The following is an 18,820-nucleotide window of genomic DNA, read 5'->3' on the forward strand; positions in this document are numbered from 1 at the left end:
ACAGTGCCAACCGCTCATACTCTTACTGATCGAGCATAAATCGGCTGAAAATAACGGGTATTTTCGATGGCTGCGCGCGGGAACGCCGCTAATCTTTCGACGGCCTGCTTGTGAGATTCCCAGCCCGACGACTGGAAGCCATCGAAACACCCATTTTCAACGGTGAGGGAATACAGGAGCCGACCGCGTATTCCCTCTTGCCACAAGCTACTTTTTCTCCTGCACACCGCGCAACAGTTGCGACACCTGCCCATGCTGATGCAGGATCGCCGGATCGGCCTGCAGCAATGGCAGGTAGCGCGGCAGGAACATATTGTTCGGTTGATCGGCGGAAAACAGACCCGTCACGGCTTGCGCTGCGGCCAGCCGGTCGGTGGCGTCGGCCTCGTTGTCGTCGAGGATTTCGTCGACGTTCGCAATCACCGTCGACAGCGGCGTCAGCCAGCGAAACCCCGAACCGTTGATGAGCACCTGCAGAAACGCAGCAGGCGTCACCGGACCGAATTCCTTCTCATACACCGCTCGCTCGTGATCGAGAATGGCCTTGTGCAGCGCCAGCAGCGGCCGGCGAATGTCCGAGAGGAATTGGGTGCATTGCGTGTCATTCATGGTGCGGCTCCTTCGGATATGTTCGGATCAGGCAGCGGATTCAGCCAGCACTCATGCTAACAAAATCGCCGCCTGGATGATTCGGCGGGAATCGACCGCCACGCGCCAGCAGGCACCCACCACGCATGCCGCCTTGCCGCCACCCACCCACACGGCAGATTTCTTTTTCCACGACTACAATTTTTTCGTTTGCGCTCGCACGGTCGTGCCGCGCATGATTGCCGTGGCGCTTAAGCTTCATCGTCGATTTGCAGCAGGCAGCCGGACCCCATCGTGCATTAGTCCGGCTGTCCGAATAAACGCAGACAGTCTTTGCGTTTTGGTTCGACGTCTCTGTCTAAACAGCCTCATCAACAATAATCCCCACCCGGAGCCGCTCATGACAACGTTCAACATCAACGGTCAGACTCATACCGTCGACGCCCCGCCCGACATGCCCCTGTTGTGGGTCCTGCGCGATCTCGTCGGCCTGACCGGCACCAAGTTCGGCTGCGGCATCGCGCAGTGCGGCGCATGCACCGTGCATCTCGACGGCGTCGCGATCCGCTCGTGCGTGTTTCCGGCGGCGGCAGTAGGCGAGCGCAAGGTCACCACGATCGAAGCAGTCGGCAGCACGCCCGCTGGCGCGAAGGTGCAGCAGGCATGGCGTCAACTGGACGTGGTGCAGTGCGGCTACTGTCAGTCCGGGCAGGTGATGTCGGCGGCATCGCTGCTGACCAGCAACCCGAACCCCAGCGACGCGGATATCGACGCCGCCATGGCCGGCAACATCTGCCGCTGCGGGACCTACAACCGCATCCGCGCGGCGATCAAGCAAGCCGCGAAGGGGGCATGACATGTCCCAGGGACTGCTCGATGCACAGAACGGCGCAGAACCGTCGGAAGCGCACACCAAAGGTTTGTCGCGCCGCACGTTTCTGAAGTTCGGCGTAACGATCGGCGCGGCGGCGAGTGGCGGTCTGCTGCTCGGCTTCAGCATGCCGGCCGCGAGCCAGGATCAGAAGGCGGGCAAATCGGTGATCGGCGGAGACGGCGTCGAGACGCCGCAAACCGGCGTATTCGCACCCAACGCGTTTATCCAGATCGACAACACGGGCAAGGTCACGCTGGTGATTCCGAAGGTCGAGATGGGCCAGGGCGTGTACACATCGATTCCGATGCTGATCGCCGAAGAACTCGAAGTGCCGCTCGATTCGGTCACGGTCGATCACGCGCCGCCGAACGAAAAACTGTTCATGGACCCGCTGCTCGGCGGCCAACTCACCGGCGGCTCGACCTCGATCCGCTTCGCGTGGGAGCCGATGCGCCGCGCCGGCGCGACCGCTCGCACGGTGTTGATCGGCGCGGCGGCGCAGCAATGGCAGGTCGATCCGTCGAGTTGTCACGCGCAGGCCGGCCAGGTGATTCACGCGGCCAGCAATCGCAGCATCGGCTACGGACAACTGGTGGACGCCGCCGCGAAATTACCCGCGCCGCAGAACGTGCCGTTGAAAGACCCAAAGGATTTCAAGCTGATCGGCACGCCAGCCAAGCGTCTCGATTCGCCGGAAAAAGTGGACGGCACCGCGCTGTTCGGGTTGGACGTGCGCGTGCCCGACATGGTCTACGCGGCGATCGCGAACTGCCCGGTGTTCGGTGGCACGCTCGCCAGCGTCGACGACACCAACGCGAAGAAGATTCCCGGCGTGCGGCAGGTCGTGAAGATCGACAACGCCGTCGCGGTGATCGGCGATCACACGTGGGCCGCGAAGCGCGGCGTGCAGGCGCTCGACATCAAATGGAACGAAGGCGCGGGCGCGAACGTGTCGATGCAGCAGATCGTCGACGATCTCGCCGGTGCGGCCGCCAATGGCAAGGGCGCGGTGGCCCGCAAGGAGGGCGATGTCGGCACTGCGTTTTCTAACGCGAAGTCGCGCGTCGACGCGGTGTACCAGCAGCCGTTCCTCGCCCACGCGACGATGGAGCCGGTCAACTGCACGGTCCACGTGCGCGCGGACGGTTGCGATATCTGGCTCGGCTCGCAAGTGCCGACCCGGGTGGTGGATGCAGCCGTCGCGGTCACGGGGCTGCCCGCCGACAAGATCGTCGTGCATAACCATCTGATCGGCGGCGGTTTCGGACGGCGGCTCGAATTCGACATGGTCACGCAGGCGGTCAAGGTCGGCAAGCAGCTGCAAACGCCGGTCAAGGTGGTGTGGACGCGCGAAGAAGACATTCAGCACGACATGTACCGGCCGTATTACTACGACAGGATCTCCGCCGGGCTCGACGCGAACGGCAAGCCGGTGGCGTGGCAACACCGGATTGTCGGCTCGTCTGTGATGGCGCGTTTCGCGCCGCCCGCGTTCAAGAACGGGCTCGATCCGGACGCGGTCGAGGTCGCGTCGGACCTTCCGTACGACCTGCCCAATCAACTGGTCGACTATGTGCGTCAGGAGCCGCACGCGGTGCCCACTGCGTTCTGGCGCGGCGTGGGCCCGACGCGCGGCACCTTCGTCGTCGAGAGTTTTATCGACGAACTCGCCGCGCAGGCGAAGATCGATCCGGTCAAGTACCGGCAGGACCTGTTAGGCAAGACACCGCGCGCGCTGAACGTGCTGAACACCGCGACGCAGGCGGCCGGCTGGGGCAGCGCGTTGCCGAACGGGCAAGGGCGCGGCGTGTCGGTCATGCACGCGTTCGGCAGCTTCTTCGCGATCGTCGTCGATGTCGCGGTCGATCAGGGCGAGGTGGCGGTCAAGCGCGTGGTGTGTGCGGTCGATTGCGGGATGGTGGTCAATCCGAACACGATCGAAGCGCAGGTGCAGGGCGGCATCATCTTCGGGATCACGGCGGCGTTGTACAGCGAGATCACGATCAGGGACGGTCGCGTCGAGCAGAACAATTTCACCGACTACCGGATGTTGCGGATCGACCAGACGCCGCCCATCGACGTGCATATCGTGAAAAGCACCGAGGCGCCGGGCGGTATCGGCGAACCCGGCACAGCCGCGCTCGCGCCCGCCTTGACCAACGCGATTGCCGCAGCCACCGGCAAGCGGCTGCGGCAATTGCCGGTTGGCAGCCAACTGAAAACCGCCTGACCGGAGCCCGACATGAAAAACACACTGAAGGGTGTCGGTGCGGCGTTGTGCGTCGCACTGCCGTTTATTTTTCAGGCCTCGGCGCATGCGGCGGACAGCACGGCCGACCAGGCGCTGGTGCAACACGGCGCGTATCTGGCGAAGCTCGGCGATTGCGTCGCGTGTCACACGGCGCCGAAGGGCAAACCGTTCGCGGGCGGCCTGCCGATGACCACGCCGATGGGCCAGATCTACACCACCAACATCACGCCCGATCCGCAAACCGGTATCGGCGGCTACACGCTCGCGGACTTCAAGCGGGCGATGCGCGAAGGCGTCGCCAAAGACGGCCACAACCTGTATCCGGCGATGCCGTATCCGTCGTATGCCAAGGTCAACGACAACGACATGGCGGCGCTGTACGCGTTCTTCATGCACGGCGTCGCGCCCGTGCAGCAGGCGAACCGCGAGCCGGACATCAAATGGCCGTTGAACATGCGCTGGCCGCTGAAGTTCTGGAACATGGTGTTCCTGGATAAAAACGTCTATCAGGACAAACCGGGCAAGGACGTCGCATGGAATCGCGGCGCGTACCTGATCCAGGGACTCGGACACTGCGGCTCGTGCCACACGCCGCGCGGCATCGCGTTCCAGGAAAAGGCGCTCGACGAAAGCGGCAGCGAGTTCCTGACAGGCGGCGTGCTCGACGGCTGGTTCGCGGCGAATCTGACCGGCGAGCATAACGTCGGGCTGGGTCGCTGGAACGAGCAGGATCTGCAGGCGTTCCTGAAGACCGGCGCGAATCGCCACGCCTCGGCGTTCGGTTCGATGACCAGCGTGATCAACAACAGCACGCAGGCCATGACCGACACCGACATCGCGGCGATGACGACGTACCTGAAATCGTTGCCGCCGGCGGGCGGCAATGGCAAACCGCCTTATACGTACGATCCGCAGGCGACGAAGGTGTCGCTGAACCGGCCGGCCAACGATGCGGGCGCACGGGTCTATACGGCGTATTGCATGCATTGCCACGGCGCAAACGGACAGGGTTTCGCGCCGATGCTCGCGCCGCTGGCGGGTAATCCAAACGTGCTGGAAAAGGACGCGTCGTCGTTGATCAACGTCACGCTGAACGGCACCGCGGATCTGGTGATTGGCGGTGTACCGTCGCCGTTCCCGATGCCGAAGTTCGCGCCGGTGCTCGACGACCAGCAGATCGCCGATGTGCTGAGTTTCGTGCGCGGCGGGTGGAACAACGGCGCGGGAGCGGTAACGGCGGCGGACGTGGCGAAGTTGCGCAAGTCGACCCAGGCGGCGAGGTAGCGGCGAGTTTTAACTCGTAAGCAAAGAAAAAGCGGCACCCGTGTTTTGCACGGTTGCCGCTTTTAACATGAGGTTCTTTTCGCGCGCGCCGCTTTTTCAGCGATGCTGCCCGACCTTCTGCCGCTTCTCCAGTACCCTTGCATACCACGTCAACGGGAAGCACATCGCGAAGTAAATCATCGCGACCATCCCGTAGATCGGAAACGGGCGGAACGCGGCATTGGTGATCATCGTGCCGGTCTTGGTCAATTCGGTGAAGCCGATGATCGACGCCAGCGCCGTGCTTTTGACCACCTGCACGAGAAAACCGACCGTCGGCGCAACGGCGATTTTCAGCGCCTGCGGCCACACGATGTAGCGCAGTTGCTGGCCGAACGTCATGCCGAGACTGGCGCCCGCGGCCCACTGTCCGCGCGGCACGGCTTCGACACAGCCGCGCCAGATATCGACCAGATAAGCGCTCGTATAAAGCGTCAGCGTGACGGTGGCGGCGACCCACGGCGAGACGTCCACGCCGAGCAACGGCAAGCCGAAGAACGCTAGGAACAACTGCATCAGCAGCGGCGTGCCCTGAAACACTTCCACGTACACGATAACCACGCGCCGCAGCCACGCAACCGGCGATACGCGCATGCCGAGCAGAATCAGCCCGACCACGCCGCCGCCGACAAAGGCGATCAGCGACAGCAGCACCGTCCAGCGCGCTGCGAGCAGCAGATTGCGGGCGATGTCCCACAGAGTGAATTCGACCATGATCAGCGCTCCGTCGGCAGGGTGCGTGCGCCGCGCCACATCAGGCGGCTGCGCCAGTTACGCGGCGTGCCGCTGTCGCTATTGTCGCCTTGATTGCGCGCGACACGTCCCGCGAACAGCCCACGCCCGAAGCGGTTGAGAATTTGCCGCAGCACGATCGACATCAGCAGATAGGTCGCGGTGATGATCACGTAGCTCTCGAACGAACGGAAGTTGCGCGACTGGATGAAATTGGCCGCATACGTGAGATCGGGCACGGAGATTTGCGATACGACCGCCGAGCCGAGCATCACGATCAGCACCTGGCTCAGCAACGCGGGAAACACGTTGGCAACGGCCTGCGGCAGAACAACATGGCGAAACACCTGGCGTTTATGCAGACCGAGCGCCTGCGCCGCCTGAACCTGACCGCGCGGAATCGAATCGATCCCGGCGCGCACGATTTCGATCGCGTACGCACCGAGATTGACGGTCATCGCCAGAATCGCGGCCTGGATTTCGTCGATATGAATGCCGAGGCTCGGCAAGCCGAAGAACACAAAAAACAGTTGCACGATGAACGGCGTATTGCGGATCAGCTCGACGTAACTCGCGACGATCCAGCGGGCCCATTTCGGACCGCCCACCGCAATACTCGCGCCACCAATGCCCACCAGACCGCCGAGCACCGTGGAGACTGCGGTCAGCCCCAACGTGACGGCGGCGCCGTGCGCGAGCATGCCCGCATAGAGGCCGAAGCCGCTGAAATCGAACGCATAGGTCATCGGATGGCGCTCATCATGAGGTCAAACTCCGCCGCGAACCGGGGTCCTTCCCGGTCCGCGCAAAAAAGGTTCAGAGATCGGCCGGCAGCGGCGCGCGCAGCCATTTCTGCGAGATCGCGTTCATCGTGCCGTCCTTGCGGGCCTTGGCAATCGTGTCGTCGATCTTCTGCTTCAGGCGCGGTTCGTTCTTGTTCAGACCGACGTGATCGGGCGAGCTGAACAGCGAGAACTTCTGCTCCGGGTCGTTCGCCGGATGACGCGCGAGAATCGTCGCGCCGACGTCGTTGCCGACCACCATCAACTGTACCTGACCAGAAAGAAACGCCGAAATAGCGCCGTTCGGATCGTCGAAACGTTTGATGTTGGCGGACGGCGGCGCGATCTTCGTGACGCTCAGGTCTTCCAGCGTGCCGCGCGCGACCGAAATCGACTTGCCGGCGAGGTCGGCGGCGTTCTTCACGGGCAGGTTTTTCGGGCCGAACACGGCGAGGTAGTAGGGCGCGTACGGTTGCGAGAAGTCGATCACCTTTTCGCGTTCCGGCGTCTGGCCGACCGACAGCAGCATGTCGGCCTTGTGGTCGGCGAGATAGGCCATCCGGTTGTCGCCGGTCACCTGCACGAGTTCGACCTTCGCGTTCAATGCCTTGCCGATCAGGTTCGCGACGTCGATGTCGTAGCCCATCGGCTTCATGTCCGGGCCGATCGAGCCGAACGGCGGGTAGTCCTCGAACACGCCGATACGCACAGTGCCCGATTTCGCGATGTTGTCGAGTGCATCGGCATGCGCGGTGCCCGGCAGCGCAGCGAGTGCGCCGAAGGCCGTGAACGCCAGCGTCGCGGCGAGCGTGGTGAAGGTGCGGCGGGCGGTCGATTGAATAACGGAAACGGGACGCTGATTCATGATCTTTCCTCTGTCTAAAACCGTGGTTCTTTGAATTGATTGGTTGCTTGTTTGTTGCGCGGCGGATTCAGTGCGCCGCGCGTGCGGCGATCAGTTTGCATGCGTGAGGTGGCAATTCGGCGAACACCGGCATGCCAAGCGTCAGACCCGGCGTTTCGCGCGGCGTGGTGGCGGCCGTCAGCGTGAAGCCGGTGCAGTCGATAGTCGCCTCCAGTGACGCGCCCACGTCGCGAATAAACGTGACGGTGCCGCTCAGGCGGTTCGCGCTCGCGGCCTCGTCCTTCGAAGACGCCTTCAGACACACGTCTTCCGGGCGGATCAGCAGACGGATGCCGTCGTGCGATTCCGGCACGCGCGCGTTCTGCGCGACCGCGATACGCCGGCCGCCCGGCAAGCTCACGCCGCCCGCGCCATCGTACGTGACCGGCAGGATATTACCGAGGCCGATAAAGTCCGCGACGAATTCGCTGACCGGTTCGCGATAAATATCGAGCGGCTTGCCCACCTGCGCGATGCGGCCTTTTTCCATCACGACGATTTCGTCGGCCATCGTCATGGCTTCGCGCTGGTCGTGCGTGACCATGATCGTCGTGATGCCCAGGCGCTGTTGCAGCAGGCGGATCTCGACCTGCATCGCTTCGCGCAGCTTGGCGTCGAGCGCGGACAGCGGTTCGTCGAGCAGCAGCAGTTTCGGCTCCGACGCAATGGCGCGCGCAATCGCCACGCGCTGACGCTGGCCGCCCGACAGTTGCGTGACCGGCCGGTTTGCCATGTGCGGCAACTGAATCAACTCCAGCAATTCGGCGACGCGCTTCGTCTGCCGATCTTTCGCGGTCTTGCGCAATTTCAGCGGATACGCGACGTTTTGCGCGACCGTCATATGCGGAAACAGTGCGAGCGACTGGAACACCATGCCGAAGTCGCGCTGGTTGGCCGGCACGCGCGTGATGTCGCGTCCGGCGAAATGGATGCTGCCCGAGCTTGGCGTTTCGAGCCCGGCGATCATCCGCAGCAGCGTGGTCTTGCCGCAGCCGGACGGGCCGAGAAAGCACACCAGCTTGCCGTCCGGCACGCTCAGATCGACGTTGTCGACGGCGTGCGCCGCGCCGAAGCGGCGGGTCACGGCCTGCAAGGTCAGATGGGTCATCGGAGGCTCCAGCAAAGAAGTGTCGTGAGCGGAATCAAAGCGCAACGCCTTCGTCACCGATCAGCTTTTCGAGCAGCCAGATCAGCGCGAAATCGATCGCGACGATGAACACGGCAAAGCAGAACACGGTCGGATCGAGCGACGACACCGTGCGGCTGTAGAGCCACACCGGCAGCGTCATCGTGTCGATGCCGTAGAGGAAAAACGTCACCGTGAATTCGTTGAACGAGATGATGAACGCGAACAGCATGCCGGCGAGAATGCCGGGGCGCATCAGCGGCAGGATCACATCGACGAGCGCGCGGCCGGGGCTGGCGCCCATCACGCAGGCGGCTTCCTCGAACTCCGGCCCGATCGACGCTACCGACGCCGCGCAGTTCTTCACCGTGAACGGCAACGCCAGGATCACATGCGCGATGATCAGCCGGAACACGCCGAGTTCGACCGGCAGCACGTTGAACACCAGCAGCAGCGACAGCCCGAGCATCACCAGCGGATAAACCAGCGGCAGCGCGACCAGTTGCTCGACCATCGGCTTGCCGCGAAAACGGTAGCGGGAGAGCGCGTAGGCGGCGGGAACGGAGACGAGCGTGGCGATCAGCATCGTCGACAGCGCGACGATCAGGCTGGTGCTCAACGCGGCGCCCATCGACATCGAATCGCTCGCATCCGGCGACACGAAGCTCTGCCATGCCGCGCGATACCAGTGCAAGCCGTACGCGTGCGGTGGGAATTCGAGCGTGTCGGCGGCGCTGAACGACATCACGATCATCGTGAGGATCGGCAGCGCGGCGAGGAACAGAACGACCGCGGCGAGCAGCGCGGTGGCCTTGCCAAGCTGGCCGGGCATCACGTGGGGCAAGCGCGGCAAGCGGGGCGAAGGCGGTGCGCTTTGCGGCAAACGCGAGGAGGTTGGGATCGGCGTGCTCATGCGTGCGGCTCCTCGGCGAGACGTTGCGTGCGGCGCACGAGGCGTTGCGACAGCGCCATCACGCTGAGCGTGGCGATCATCAGCACGACGCCCGATGCAGACGCCGCCGGCCAGTTGAGCAACGGCGCGACCTGATCGTGGACCAGCACCGCGAGCATCGGCACGCGTCGTCCGCCGAGCAGCAGCGGCACGGCGAACGCGCTCGCGTTATACGCAAACACCAGCAGCGCGCCGGACACGAGGCCGGGCATCGCCAGCGGCAACAACACATGACGCAGCGTCTGCCAGCGCGTTGCGCCGAGCGTAGCCGCGGCTTCTTCAAAGGAGAGGGAAACGGCGCGCATCGCGCTGGACAGCGGCAGCACGGCGAGCGGAAACGCGGTCTGGATCAGCCCGAGCAACACCCCATGCTCGCGATACAGCAACATCAGCGGACGCTGGACGAGGCCGCTGCCGAGCAGCGCATGATTGAGCAAACCGGCCGGTCCGAGAATGATCAGCCAGCCATAGCCTTGCAGCAGCAGATTCACAAGCAGCGGCAACAGCACGCCCGCCAGCAGAAGCCGGCGCGCGAGCCGCGATTTCGTGCGCGCCATCGCCAGCGCGACGGGAATCGCCAGCAGTACCGCGCAGACCATGCTCTGGAACGCGAGCTTCAGCGTGAGCCACAGCGACTTCATGAAATAGCCGTCGAGCAGGTCCGCGTAATTCTGCAGCGTGAAGCCGCGCCACTCGTCGCCCTGCGCGCCGAAGCTCATGCGCAACACGACGAGCGCCGCCGCGCCGAGCACGGTGAGGAACAGCAGGATCGGCGCGAGCAGCAGCCACGGGCGAGCTTTCGACATGGCCGTGGCGGAAGGTTCGTCCAGTGGGCCAGGCACCGCGCCCGGCGACGAACCGGGCGCCGCTGGATCAGCCGGCCCCGCTGCGCCACGCCGCGAAAAGCGCGCGAGCATCGTCGTCATGCCGAGAAGATTTCGGTGTAACGCTTGATCCACGCCGGTTGCACGACGGCGAGCGCCTTGTCGTCATGCAGCACGGCTTTTTCGGCGATCTGTTGCGGACTCGGCACGAACGCGCGGCTCTCGGCCGGAATCACCGCTTTCGAATTGACCGGACCGTTCAGTACGTCGGCGGCCATGCGGCCTTGCACGCCGGCATCGAGCGAATGATTGATGAACGCGTGGATCACGTCACTGTCGCCGGGATGCGCTTTGGGGATCACGGTGAACATCAGTTGCGTCGCGAAGCCTTCCTTCATCCCGTAGGTCACGCCCATCTTGTATTCGGGCTTGCGGATCTGGTCGGGGAAAAACGCCGGCGAATAGATGCCGCCGATATCGAGCGAGCCGGTGCGGAACAGGTCGGCCACCTGGTTCGGATTCTCGCCGAGCGTCATCACGTGATCTTTCAGTTGCATCAGCTTCTTGAAGCCCGGCTCGATGTTCTGCTGCGAACCGCCATTCATTTTCGCGGCGATGATCGCGAGGTCCACCGCTTCGGCCCACTCGGGCGGCGGCAGGAACACGCGGCCGGAATACTTCGGGTCCCACAGTGCTTCATACGAAGTGGGTGCGTTTTTGACCGTCGCCGTGTTGTAGATCAGACCGTCCGACCACAGCAGATAGCCGACCCCGAAGCCGTTCGCGCCCGTGCGGTATTGCGGCGCGACGTCCTTCAGATTGGGCAGCTTGTCGAGATCGGGCTTCATCAGCAGACCGGCGTCGCCGAGACCCGACGCGCCGACGCCCGCCAGCGTGATCACGTCGTACGTGGGACGATCGCCCGCAGCCTTGAGCTTGGCGACCATGCCGGAGGTGCCGTCGGCGCGATCGGCAATCACCTTGCAGCCGGTTTTCGCGGTGAACGTCGCGGCGATGTTGCGCAGCGCGGCCGCGCCGGTGTCGTCCGACCAGGTCAGCACGCGCAGCGTCTTGCCGCTGAAGTTGTGCTCCTGCGCGCGCAGGTTGACGAACGGCATCGGCAGCGTGGAGGCGGCGAGCGCCGCGCCGATCGTCTTGATAGCCTGCCTTCTGCCCCGTTTGATCTCTTGCATGGCGGTCTCCCTGTGTTGAACGCCTGTTACCTTGACCGGTTACCTCGGGTTGTCTGAGGTGTCCGCTTTGACCGCTGCGCTGCGTTGCGTGTTGATGCACTCTAGGTTTGTCAAAATCCCGCGCCAAACGAAATATGCGCATGGGCGGTATGACATAAGCTCATGCGGCTGACCTCGCGGGGTTCATGTCGCCAAACCCGATAAGCCGGGGAGAACGCCGACGCAGTGGCGCATGCGGGTTAACGTTCATGATTTGCGCGCATCGCGGTTCACGTCGAGGTATGAGGAAAGCTCGGTTCTGGTGCGGATGTTCTACTGCGTTGCCCTTTCCCGGTGCAGCAGCGGCGCGAAAACGCCATTTTTTAAAGCGGCATGAGCCGGACGCATGCCGATAGGGTCGAGGTATCTCGTGCGGCCCTTTCTGATCGCGTATCCTGTGGGCTTGTCGGGCAAGCGGGCGACCTGATCGCCACGCCTGCGTAATGATTTTTTTTGATCCCGGATACCCGATGCGACGACTCCCGCCGCTCAACGCGCTGCAGATTTTCGAAACCGTAGCGCGCCACCGAAGTTTCACGCGCGCCGCCGACCATTTGTGCCTGACGCAAGGCGCGGTCAGCCGGCAGATCATCGCGCTCGAGGACTACTACAAGTTTCCGCTCTTCAAGCGTCACGCGAAAGGTTTGACGCTGACCGCCGAGGGCGAAATGCTGCTGCCCGCCGTCAAGGAAAGCTTTGCGCGTATTGAGGAAATTTCGCTGCGGCTGACGCGCCAACGCACCGATCTCGCGCTGAAAGTGCCGACCTGCGTGATGCGCTGGATGCTGCCGAAAATCATGCGTTTCCAGGCCGAATACCCCGATCTGCATGTGCAGATCACGACGACCTGGCAGCACGATGTCGATTTTCAGAGCGAGCCGTTCGACGCGGCGATCATCTATGCGTCGTCGCCGGGGGCGGACGTGCAGGCGGTGCCGCTGTTCGAAGAGCGTCTGACGCCGGTATGCGCGCCCGAATTGCTGAAGGACAAGCCGCTAGCCGGGGTCGCCGATCTCGCGCGCCATACGCTGCTGCATCCGACCCGCGATCATCGTGACTGGAAAATGTGGCTGGCGAAGGTGACGGAAGTGGGCGAGGTGAGTGGCCCGGCCGCTGGAGAGATCGACGCCGAACTCGGCCCGAGCTTCGACACGCTCGATATGGCGACCAACGCGGCATTACAGGGCTTCGGCGTGGCGATCAGCGACCTTGCGCTAATCGACGAGGATGTCGCCGCGCGCCGCCTGGTGCGGCCGTTCGATACGGTGCTCAAAACCGGCTGGCGCTATTACTTCGTTTATCCGGATTCGGTCGCGCATCAGCAGAAGCTGAATTTGTTCCGCGAGTGGATCGCGGAACATTGGGAAGATTAGGCCGCCCGCTTTTACGTTGCCGTGATCGGCCACGCCAAGCAGACGGCCCGTCGCCTCAAGGCGCGAACGACAGGAACAGATACGCGGCGAACAGCGACAGATGCACCGCGCCTTGCAAAATCGTGGTGCGCCCCGTGCTCAGCGTGAGCGTGCCGACCACCAGCGTCAGCATCAGCAACACCGTTTCCTTGCCGTTGATGCCGAGCACGAGCGGCTGACCGGTGTACAGAAACACCCCGGCCACGGTCGGAATGGTCAACCCGATGCTGGCGAGAGCCGACCCAAGCGCAAGATTCAGGCTGTTCTGCAGACGGTCGGCACGCGCCGCGCGCACGGCCGCGAGCCCTTCGGGCAGCAGCACCAGCGCCGCGATGATGATCCCGACCACGGCGGGCGGCGCGCCCGCATTCTGGACCGCGGTTTCGACCACCGGCGACAGCACCTTCGCGAGCAGCACCACGGCAACGAGACACACCAGCAGCAGACCACCGGCCGCGAGCGCGAGACCGGCACTCGGCGGCTCGGCGTGGACGTCTTCGTCGGGCGTACCGGCCAGAAAATAATCGCGATGACGCACGGTCTGCACGAACACGAACACCCCATACAGCACCAGCGACGACACCCCGGCAAACGCGAGCTGTGACGGCGACAGGATCGGACCGACGCTGGTGGTGGTGTAGTTCGGCATGACCAGCGTCAGCACGGACAACGACGCGAGCACGGCCAGCGCCGCCGCCGCGCCACGGCTTTGAAAATCCTGCTCCCGATGGCGAATACCGCCCACCAGCAGGCAGATGCCCACAATGCCGTTACAGACGATCATCACCGCCGCGAACACCGTGTCGCGTGCGAGGCCGGCTTTCTCCGGCCCGGACGTCAGCATCACGGACACGATCAGCGCCACCTCGATCACCGTCACGGCTACCGCCAGCACCAGCGTGCCGAACGGTTCGCCGACGCGATGCGCGACCACTTCCGCGTGATGGACCGCCGTAAAGACCGCCGCGCACAACGCGAGGCCGACCAGTATGAGCAGCAGCGCGTTGGCCGCCATCGCGTGCGAGGCGCCCAGCACGATCCACGCGACGAAAGGCGTGACAAGGGTCCAGCGGGGCAAAACGGCCGAGGGCTTGCTCATTCGAACTTCCTTTTGAATGCCGGTTCTGGCTGGAAAAAACGTGCGGAGCCTGCGAACAAATCAGGCAAAAATGTTAAAGCGGTGTGTCAGAAATGCGATATAAGCCGTTAAATTATAAAGGATAAATTTCACGGATCTGTGCATTCTCGTGTGATGGGGCGTCATCAACGGAAATACGTCATTATGACGCCCGAGTTTGACACCACAGGATGCAAAAACGGCGATAACTCGAGAGAAAGGACGTTTGCGCAGAATGGCGCAACTTACGGCGAGAAATTCTGAAGACGGCGCGTTCGCGCCAGAGTGGAAACCAGACGGAAATCTAAGCAAAAGCGGAAGTTTGGCGACACGATTCGTGACGCGCGGCATTCGACGGGAGGGTTATCGAATTCGAATCCGAACCCGGACGCCAATGTCATACGTCGAAGACATCGGCGCCCGTGAATTGCTCTACAGCTGAATTACCCGATTATTGGCCTTCGGCACGGATCGTCAGCGCGTTCTTGACCGACTTCACGCCAGCGACGCCTTGCGCCGTTTGCGTTGCGAGGTCGACCATTGCCTGTTCCGGCACCGAACCTTGCAGCGTCACGTCACCACTACGTGCGCGCACGGTGATGTTCGACACGCTCAGGCCCTTCGTCTTTGCCAGTGCGCCGCGAACCTTGCGGCTCAGTGCGCGGTTGGCTGCCTTGGTTTGCTTGGCCGTCGGCGCAGCCGACGTGGTTGCGGCTGCGGGAGCAGCTGCATCGCTAGCTTGTGCGTAGGCATTGATGGACGCCAGAACGATCAGTGCGCCGCCGATCATCTTGATTGCCGGGAATGCTTTCATTCAACTTTCTCCTATTGTCATTAAGTATGCGGTCCCCAGATGAGGACGATTTGCTACACCAACGGGTAAATCGGAATTAAATCTGAATGGAACGTGCAGCAGGCCATACCAAAAGCTTTCAGACTGTAGGCTGATGCGGGCGCGACGGGGCGCGCACGAGCAGACAAAGCCTATGCTACCGGCTGGACAGACACGATACTCCAATTAGTGCCATGTTGAATGCTACGGTGTACCGAAATGAGGCTTTGGTACAACGAATGCGCCACTGACCGCCGGCAAATGGCGTTTTATCGCTGGATCAGGGATTTGTTTAATACCGTTTTGCCTCTGTTTGTGCATTGTTTCATTCACTGCTTATTGTCTGCGCTTTGCGAATTTTTCTCTGATGTTCCCACTATTTAACGCAATCGCGCCTGGTGATTTTCATAATTCGAAGTGATGCGTTTGGCGAGAAAAGGATTGAACGCATGCGAAAGGAATTACTCCCGATCCGGCTATTGCGGCGAGCCGATCTGCCGGTCGACACCGTCGAACTGGCGCGCTTCATGATCGGCAAATACCTCGTGCACGATCTGCCCGAAGGGCGCATGAGCGGGCGGATTGTGGAGACCGAGGCTTATCCGCTGGGGGATTCGACCAGTCACGCGTTCAAGGGGCGGCGTCCGCATAACGGGTCGATGTTTCTCGCGCCAGGCCATGCCTATGTGCGGCTCACCTACGGGCTGTCGTACATGCTGAACATGTCCGCCGAGGTGGAGGAGGTTGGCGCCGGTATCCTCTTTCGCGCGATCGAACCGCTCGAAGGACTTGCGTTGATGGAAACGCGGCGTCCCGGCGTACCGCTGCGCGATCTCGCGCGTGGGCCAGGCCGGCTCACGATGGCACTCGATGTCGGACCGTCATTCGACGGCCATGACCTTTGCGCGGGACGCGATTTATGGATTGGCGTAATAGAGATAGGGGAAATGCCAATTGGCGTGACGACGCGAATCGGTTTGTCGCGTGAAATGCATTTGCCATTGCGTTTTTTTGAACCGGGAAGCGGATTTGTCAGCGGTCCACGTAAATTGCTGGTCGCGCCGCATTCGGCGCTACATTCTGGTGCATAAGCTCGTGCGTAGTTTTAACCGCGCATAAAACGGTTTATGGAAAAAGCCGCTCGCATCAGACGTATTTTTGAAACGTCAGACACATCGGGTTACGTTTCCGACAATTATTACGGCATTGCCCAATCATGGGGCGTTCAAGCCGGTATCTTCTTTAGAATCCTTGCGATTTCAGCAATTATCTATCTCTAAATCAAGGGTTTTCCCTTGGCATTCTGGTGACTAGACTGAAACCACTCGCTTCTCATGAATATGACAAGCGACGCAAATAAAACCAGATATGGAGGTAGGTCATCATGAAATCGCTTATCAAGGCAGTCGCCATTGCAGCCGTTCTTGCAGCCCCGGTCGCCGCATTTGCGCAGGCCAGTCAACAGCCCGCGACCCGCGCGGAAGTTAAAAACGAATTGATCCAGCTTGAACAGGCGGGTTACAACCCGGCCATTTCGAACGACGTCACCTATCCGGCCGATATTCAGGCCGCCGAACGCCGCGTTCAGGCGGAAAATCCGGCTGTCGCGCAGACTCAGGAGCCGGTCGCCGACACCAGCGGCTATGGCGGTGCGATGAGCGGTTCGTCGCAGTCAGGCGGTATGGTTCAGCCGACCTCGGGTCCGAAGTCGGTCTATTTCGGCAACTAACTGGTTCGTAGATAGAGGCGGTTGGCCATTCAGCTGATCGTCTCGCGCCATTTGCCGGGTTGAAATCGCAACTACTCGCGTGCGAATCTAGCCGGCGCTCATTTTTAATGCGGCATGCAATCGAATCAGGATTGCCTGCCAATCGACATCCGGCCGGTCGGCGCGTCCGCCTGTTAGCAATGCGCCCGGCATCGAAAGAGCGTTGGGAAGCTCGGCGCGCGACATCTCGCACAGAAACATCCACGGCAACGGACGGTCAGCATTACATCGCACGCGTCCAGCTGCATCAGAGTTCAATGAACCTCCGCTGCCGCAAGGTAGCTTTGCCCAACCTGTTGAAGGATTGGGCTTTTTTTGCGTTCTACGGGTTGTGCCGACGTCCCGTCAGGGGCGCTCGCCGTGAATATAAAACTCGAGCTGTTGAATCGTGAATTGTTGCTCGGCGATGATGTTCTTCACCAGGTCGCCGATCGACACCATGCCGATCAGCCGGTCATTCTCGATGACCGGCAAGTGGCGCATGCGGCGCTCGGTCATCAGCGCCATGCAGTCGTCAGTTGTCTGGTCGGGGCGCACGAATCGCACAGCGCGGCTCATGATGTCGCGCACCGGCGTTTCCTTCGACGAGCGGTCCATCAGCACGACCTTGCGTGCATAGTCGCGCTCCGTGATGATTCCGGCGATGCTGTCGCCGTCCGTGACCACCAGCGCGCCGATGCCCTTTTCGGCCATGAGTTTGATCGCGTTATAGACGGAATCGTCGGCGCCGATCGTGAAGACGGGCGTGTTGGTCGGTTTCGTTTTTAGTAGCTGTGCAACGCTTGTCATGGAGCGCTCCATTTCGCAGTGCAGCACGCCGAGGCGGCGCGCTGTCGAGAGGGAAAGGCCATTCCAGTATAGGCGTGACGTGCCGCCGCAGTAGTTCGGGAATACCTGTGGCGCGCGGTACGTTTAACTCGGGTAGCGGCAGGGTACGGCAAGTTCAGGCGGCGTTATTGCGGCCGCGTGCTGGCTAAAGCGGCGGCGGCCTGGAACGCACGCAAGGCCCGCCTCAGCGCTGCTTGAGGGGACATACGCATGCGTCACGCGGATTAGCGGTAAACTCCCAGTCCGTACCTTATTCCCGGTTTGATCGGGTTCATGTCAGCAATACTGTCTAACGCCATGCTCACGTCTCACGATCCGTCGCCAGCAGCAGAGGGCGCAACCAACGGCGAATGCGTCATTCTCGACGCCACCGCCACGCTTCCCACGCGCTACGGCACGTTCACTTCGTATGTCTTCCGTGTATGCGAAAGCGGCGCCGAACATCTTGCGCTCGTGATGGGCGATGTCGCCAATCAGTCGTCCGTGTTGACGCGCCTGCATTCCGAATGCCTCACCGGCGACGTGCTCGGCTCCTATCGCTGCGATTGCGGCGAACAGCTCGATCTGGCGCTGCGCTACATCGCCGCCGAGGGTTGCGGTGTGCTGCTCTACTTGCGCGGGCACGAAGGGCGTGGCATCGGTCTGTCGAACAAGATTCGCGCGTATGCGTTGCAGGAGCAGGGGCGCGACACCGTCGAGGCCAATCTCGATCTCGGTCTGCCTGACGATTCGCGCGAATACGATTCGGCCGCGGGCATTCTGCGCACGCTGAAAGTCACGTCGGTGCGCCTGATGAGCAACAATCCGGAGAAGTTCGACACGCTGTCCAAGCACGGCATTCCGGTCTGCGAGCGCGTGGCGCTGGCGATTCCGATGCGTGAAGAAAACGAGCGTTATATCCGCACGAAGCAGGTCAAGTTCGGCCACTACTTCGACGAGAACGAATAAGCGACGCATGTGAACCGGCCGCCGTTTTTGCAAACGGCGGCCGGTGTCGGTTTGTTTTAGCGTCGTATTCCGCGCGATATTGCCGAAGTTTGACCCGGTAGCGCGTCAGAACAAACCGAAGTCGTCGTTACTGTCGGGAATCGCGCTGAGCAGGTCTCGCAGCGCGTGCCAGCCGGTCCATCCCAGAAGCGTTATCGATACTGCCAGCCAGCGCCGCGCGCCGGCGCTTCCGCACGCGGTGGACGTTTCAGTGCCGCGAGCCGTCGCAGTCCCATTCGATTTCTTCGAGCCGTGCAGCAGAGGGTACAAAGGGCACGTTTGCATGAT

Annotated in this window: 19 protein-coding genes; 7 read left to right on the top strand and 12 right to left on the bottom strand. The window is 62.1% G+C overall.

The window, feature by feature from the left end; translation table 11 throughout:
• Window positions 1–207: 207 nt before the first annotated feature.
• Window positions 208–609, bottom strand: a complete 402-nt coding sequence (locus BLS41_RS20825) for a hypothetical protein (protein ID WP_074768243.1) — start codon at window positions 607–609, stop codon at window positions 208–210.
• 379 nt (window positions 610–988) lie between these two features.
• Between BLS41_RS20825 and BLS41_RS20830 the strand changes: the two genes are divergently transcribed.
• The 3 genes from BLS41_RS20830 to BLS41_RS20840 are packed head-to-tail and all read left to right on the top strand — an operon-like array spanning window position 989 to window position 4,997.
• Window positions 989–1,444 (top strand): (2Fe-2S)-binding protein, encoded by a 456-nt coding sequence (locus BLS41_RS20830; protein WP_074768245.1) that lies wholly within the window; start codon window positions 989–991, stop codon window positions 1,442–1,444.
• 1 nt (window position 1,445) lies between these two features.
• The gene (locus BLS41_RS20835; RefSeq protein ID WP_074768247.1) at window positions 1,446–3,692 is read left to right on the top strand and encodes a xanthine dehydrogenase family protein molybdopterin-binding subunit; all 2,247 of its coding nucleotides are present in this window, start codon (window positions 1,446–1,448) and stop codon (window positions 3,690–3,692) included.
• Window positions 3,693–3,704: 12 nt separating this feature from the next.
• On the top strand, window positions 3,705–4,997 hold the full coding sequence (locus tag BLS41_RS20840; RefSeq protein ID WP_074768249.1) for a c-type cytochrome: 1,293 nt from the start codon (window positions 3,705–3,707) through the stop codon (window positions 4,995–4,997).
• 96 nt (window positions 4,998–5,093) lie between these two features.
• Here BLS41_RS20840 and BLS41_RS20845 read toward each other — a convergent pair whose 3' ends face one another.
• The 7 genes from BLS41_RS20845 to BLS41_RS20875 all read right to left on the bottom strand — a co-directional run bounded on the left by BLS41_RS20845 (window position 5,094) and on the right by BLS41_RS20875 (window position 11,549).
• The gene (locus BLS41_RS20845) at window positions 5,094–5,750 is read right to left on the bottom strand and encodes an amino acid ABC transporter permease (protein WP_074768251.1); all 657 of its coding nucleotides are present in this window, start codon (window positions 5,748–5,750) and stop codon (window positions 5,094–5,096) included.
• 2 nt (window positions 5,751–5,752) lie between these two features.
• Window positions 5,753–6,514 carry an amino acid ABC transporter permease gene (locus BLS41_RS20850; protein WP_074768253.1) on the bottom strand — a complete coding sequence of 254 codons (762 nt, stop codon included), beginning with the start codon at window positions 6,512–6,514 and terminating at the stop codon, window positions 5,753–5,755.
• Between the two features lie 70 nt (window positions 6,515–6,584).
• Window positions 6,585–7,415 (bottom strand): transporter substrate-binding domain-containing protein, encoded by an 831-nt coding sequence (locus BLS41_RS20855; RefSeq protein WP_074768255.1) that lies wholly within the window; start codon window positions 7,413–7,415, stop codon window positions 6,585–6,587.
• A gap of 67 nt (window positions 7,416–7,482) precedes the next feature.
• The gene (locus BLS41_RS20860) at window positions 7,483–8,562 is read right to left on the bottom strand and encodes an ABC transporter ATP-binding protein (protein ID WP_074768257.1); all 1,080 of its coding nucleotides are present in this window, start codon (window positions 8,560–8,562) and stop codon (window positions 7,483–7,485) included.
• A 34-nt stretch (window positions 8,563–8,596) separates the two neighbouring features.
• Entirely contained in the window at window positions 8,597–9,493 is an 897-nt protein-coding gene (locus BLS41_RS20865) for an ABC transporter permease (RefSeq protein WP_074768259.1), read from the bottom strand.
• Window positions 9,490–10,458, bottom strand: a complete 969-nt coding sequence (locus tag BLS41_RS20870; protein WP_074768261.1) for an ABC transporter permease — start codon at window positions 10,456–10,458, stop codon at window positions 9,490–9,492. The genes BLS41_RS20865 and BLS41_RS20870 overlap by 4 nt, the downstream gene beginning before the upstream one ends.
• Entirely contained in the window at window positions 10,455–11,549 is a 1,095-nt protein-coding gene (locus tag BLS41_RS20875; RefSeq protein WP_074768263.1) for an ABC transporter substrate-binding protein, read from the bottom strand. Before BLS41_RS20875 ends, BLS41_RS20870 begins: the two co-directional genes overlap by 4 nt.
• A gap of 509 nt (window positions 11,550–12,058) precedes the next feature.
• On the opposite strand from BLS41_RS20875, the gene BLS41_RS20880 reads away from it, so the two are divergent.
• Window positions 12,059–12,961 carry a LysR substrate-binding domain-containing protein gene (locus BLS41_RS20880; RefSeq protein WP_074771083.1) on the top strand — a complete coding sequence of 301 codons (903 nt, stop codon included), beginning with the start codon at window positions 12,059–12,061 and terminating at the stop codon, window positions 12,959–12,961.
• A 55-nt stretch (window positions 12,962–13,016) separates the two neighbouring features.
• Here BLS41_RS20880 and BLS41_RS20885 read toward each other — a convergent pair whose 3' ends face one another.
• Together BLS41_RS20885 and BLS41_RS20890 are read right to left on the bottom strand one after the other, a co-directional pair.
• Entirely contained in the window at window positions 13,017–14,099 is a 1,083-nt protein-coding gene (locus tag BLS41_RS20885) for a calcium:cation antiporter (RefSeq protein WP_074768265.1), read from the bottom strand.
• Between the two features lie 469 nt (window positions 14,100–14,568).
• Entirely contained in the window at window positions 14,569–14,931 is a 363-nt protein-coding gene (locus BLS41_RS20890; protein WP_074768267.1) for a BON domain-containing protein, read from the bottom strand.
• A gap of 467 nt (window positions 14,932–15,398) precedes the next feature.
• Here BLS41_RS20890 and BLS41_RS20895 point away from each other — a divergent pair, with 467 nt between their 5' ends.
• Together BLS41_RS20895 and BLS41_RS20900 are read left to right on the top strand one after the other, a co-directional pair.
• Window positions 15,399–16,040, top strand: a complete 642-nt coding sequence (locus BLS41_RS20895) for a DNA-3-methyladenine glycosylase (RefSeq protein WP_074768269.1) — start codon at window positions 15,399–15,401, stop codon at window positions 16,038–16,040.
• 293 nt (window positions 16,041–16,333) lie between these two features.
• Window positions 16,334–16,678 (top strand): DUF4148 domain-containing protein, encoded by a 345-nt coding sequence (locus BLS41_RS20900; protein WP_074768271.1) that lies wholly within the window; start codon window positions 16,334–16,336, stop codon window positions 16,676–16,678.
• Between the two features lie 384 nt (window positions 16,679–17,062).
• Here the strand turns inward: BLS41_RS20900 and BLS41_RS20905 are convergent, their stop codons facing one another.
• Complete coding sequence (locus tag BLS41_RS20905) at window positions 17,063–17,506, bottom strand: CBS domain-containing protein (RefSeq protein ID WP_074768273.1); 444 nt, start codon at window positions 17,504–17,506, stop codon at window positions 17,063–17,065.
• Window positions 17,507–17,842: 336 nt separating this feature from the next.
• Here BLS41_RS20905 and ribA point away from each other — a divergent pair, with 336 nt between their 5' ends.
• The gene (gene ribA, locus BLS41_RS20910; RefSeq protein WP_074768275.1) at window positions 17,843–18,493 is read left to right on the top strand and encodes a GTP cyclohydrolase II; all 651 of its coding nucleotides are present in this window, start codon (window positions 17,843–17,845) and stop codon (window positions 18,491–18,493) included.
• A 105-nt stretch (window positions 18,494–18,598) separates the two neighbouring features.
• Here ribA and BLS41_RS20915 read toward each other — a convergent pair whose 3' ends face one another.
• Window positions 18,599–18,817 carry a hypothetical protein gene (locus tag BLS41_RS20915; protein ID WP_074768277.1) on the bottom strand — a complete coding sequence of 73 codons (219 nt, stop codon included), beginning with the start codon at window positions 18,815–18,817 and terminating at the stop codon, window positions 18,599–18,601.
• Between the last annotated feature and the right edge of the window lie 3 nt (window positions 18,818–18,820).

Origin of the sequence: Paraburkholderia fungorum (assembly GCF_900099835.1) — a bacterium.
Lineage (GTDB): Bacteria > Pseudomonadota > Gammaproteobacteria > Burkholderiales > Burkholderiaceae > Paraburkholderia > Paraburkholderia fungorum_A.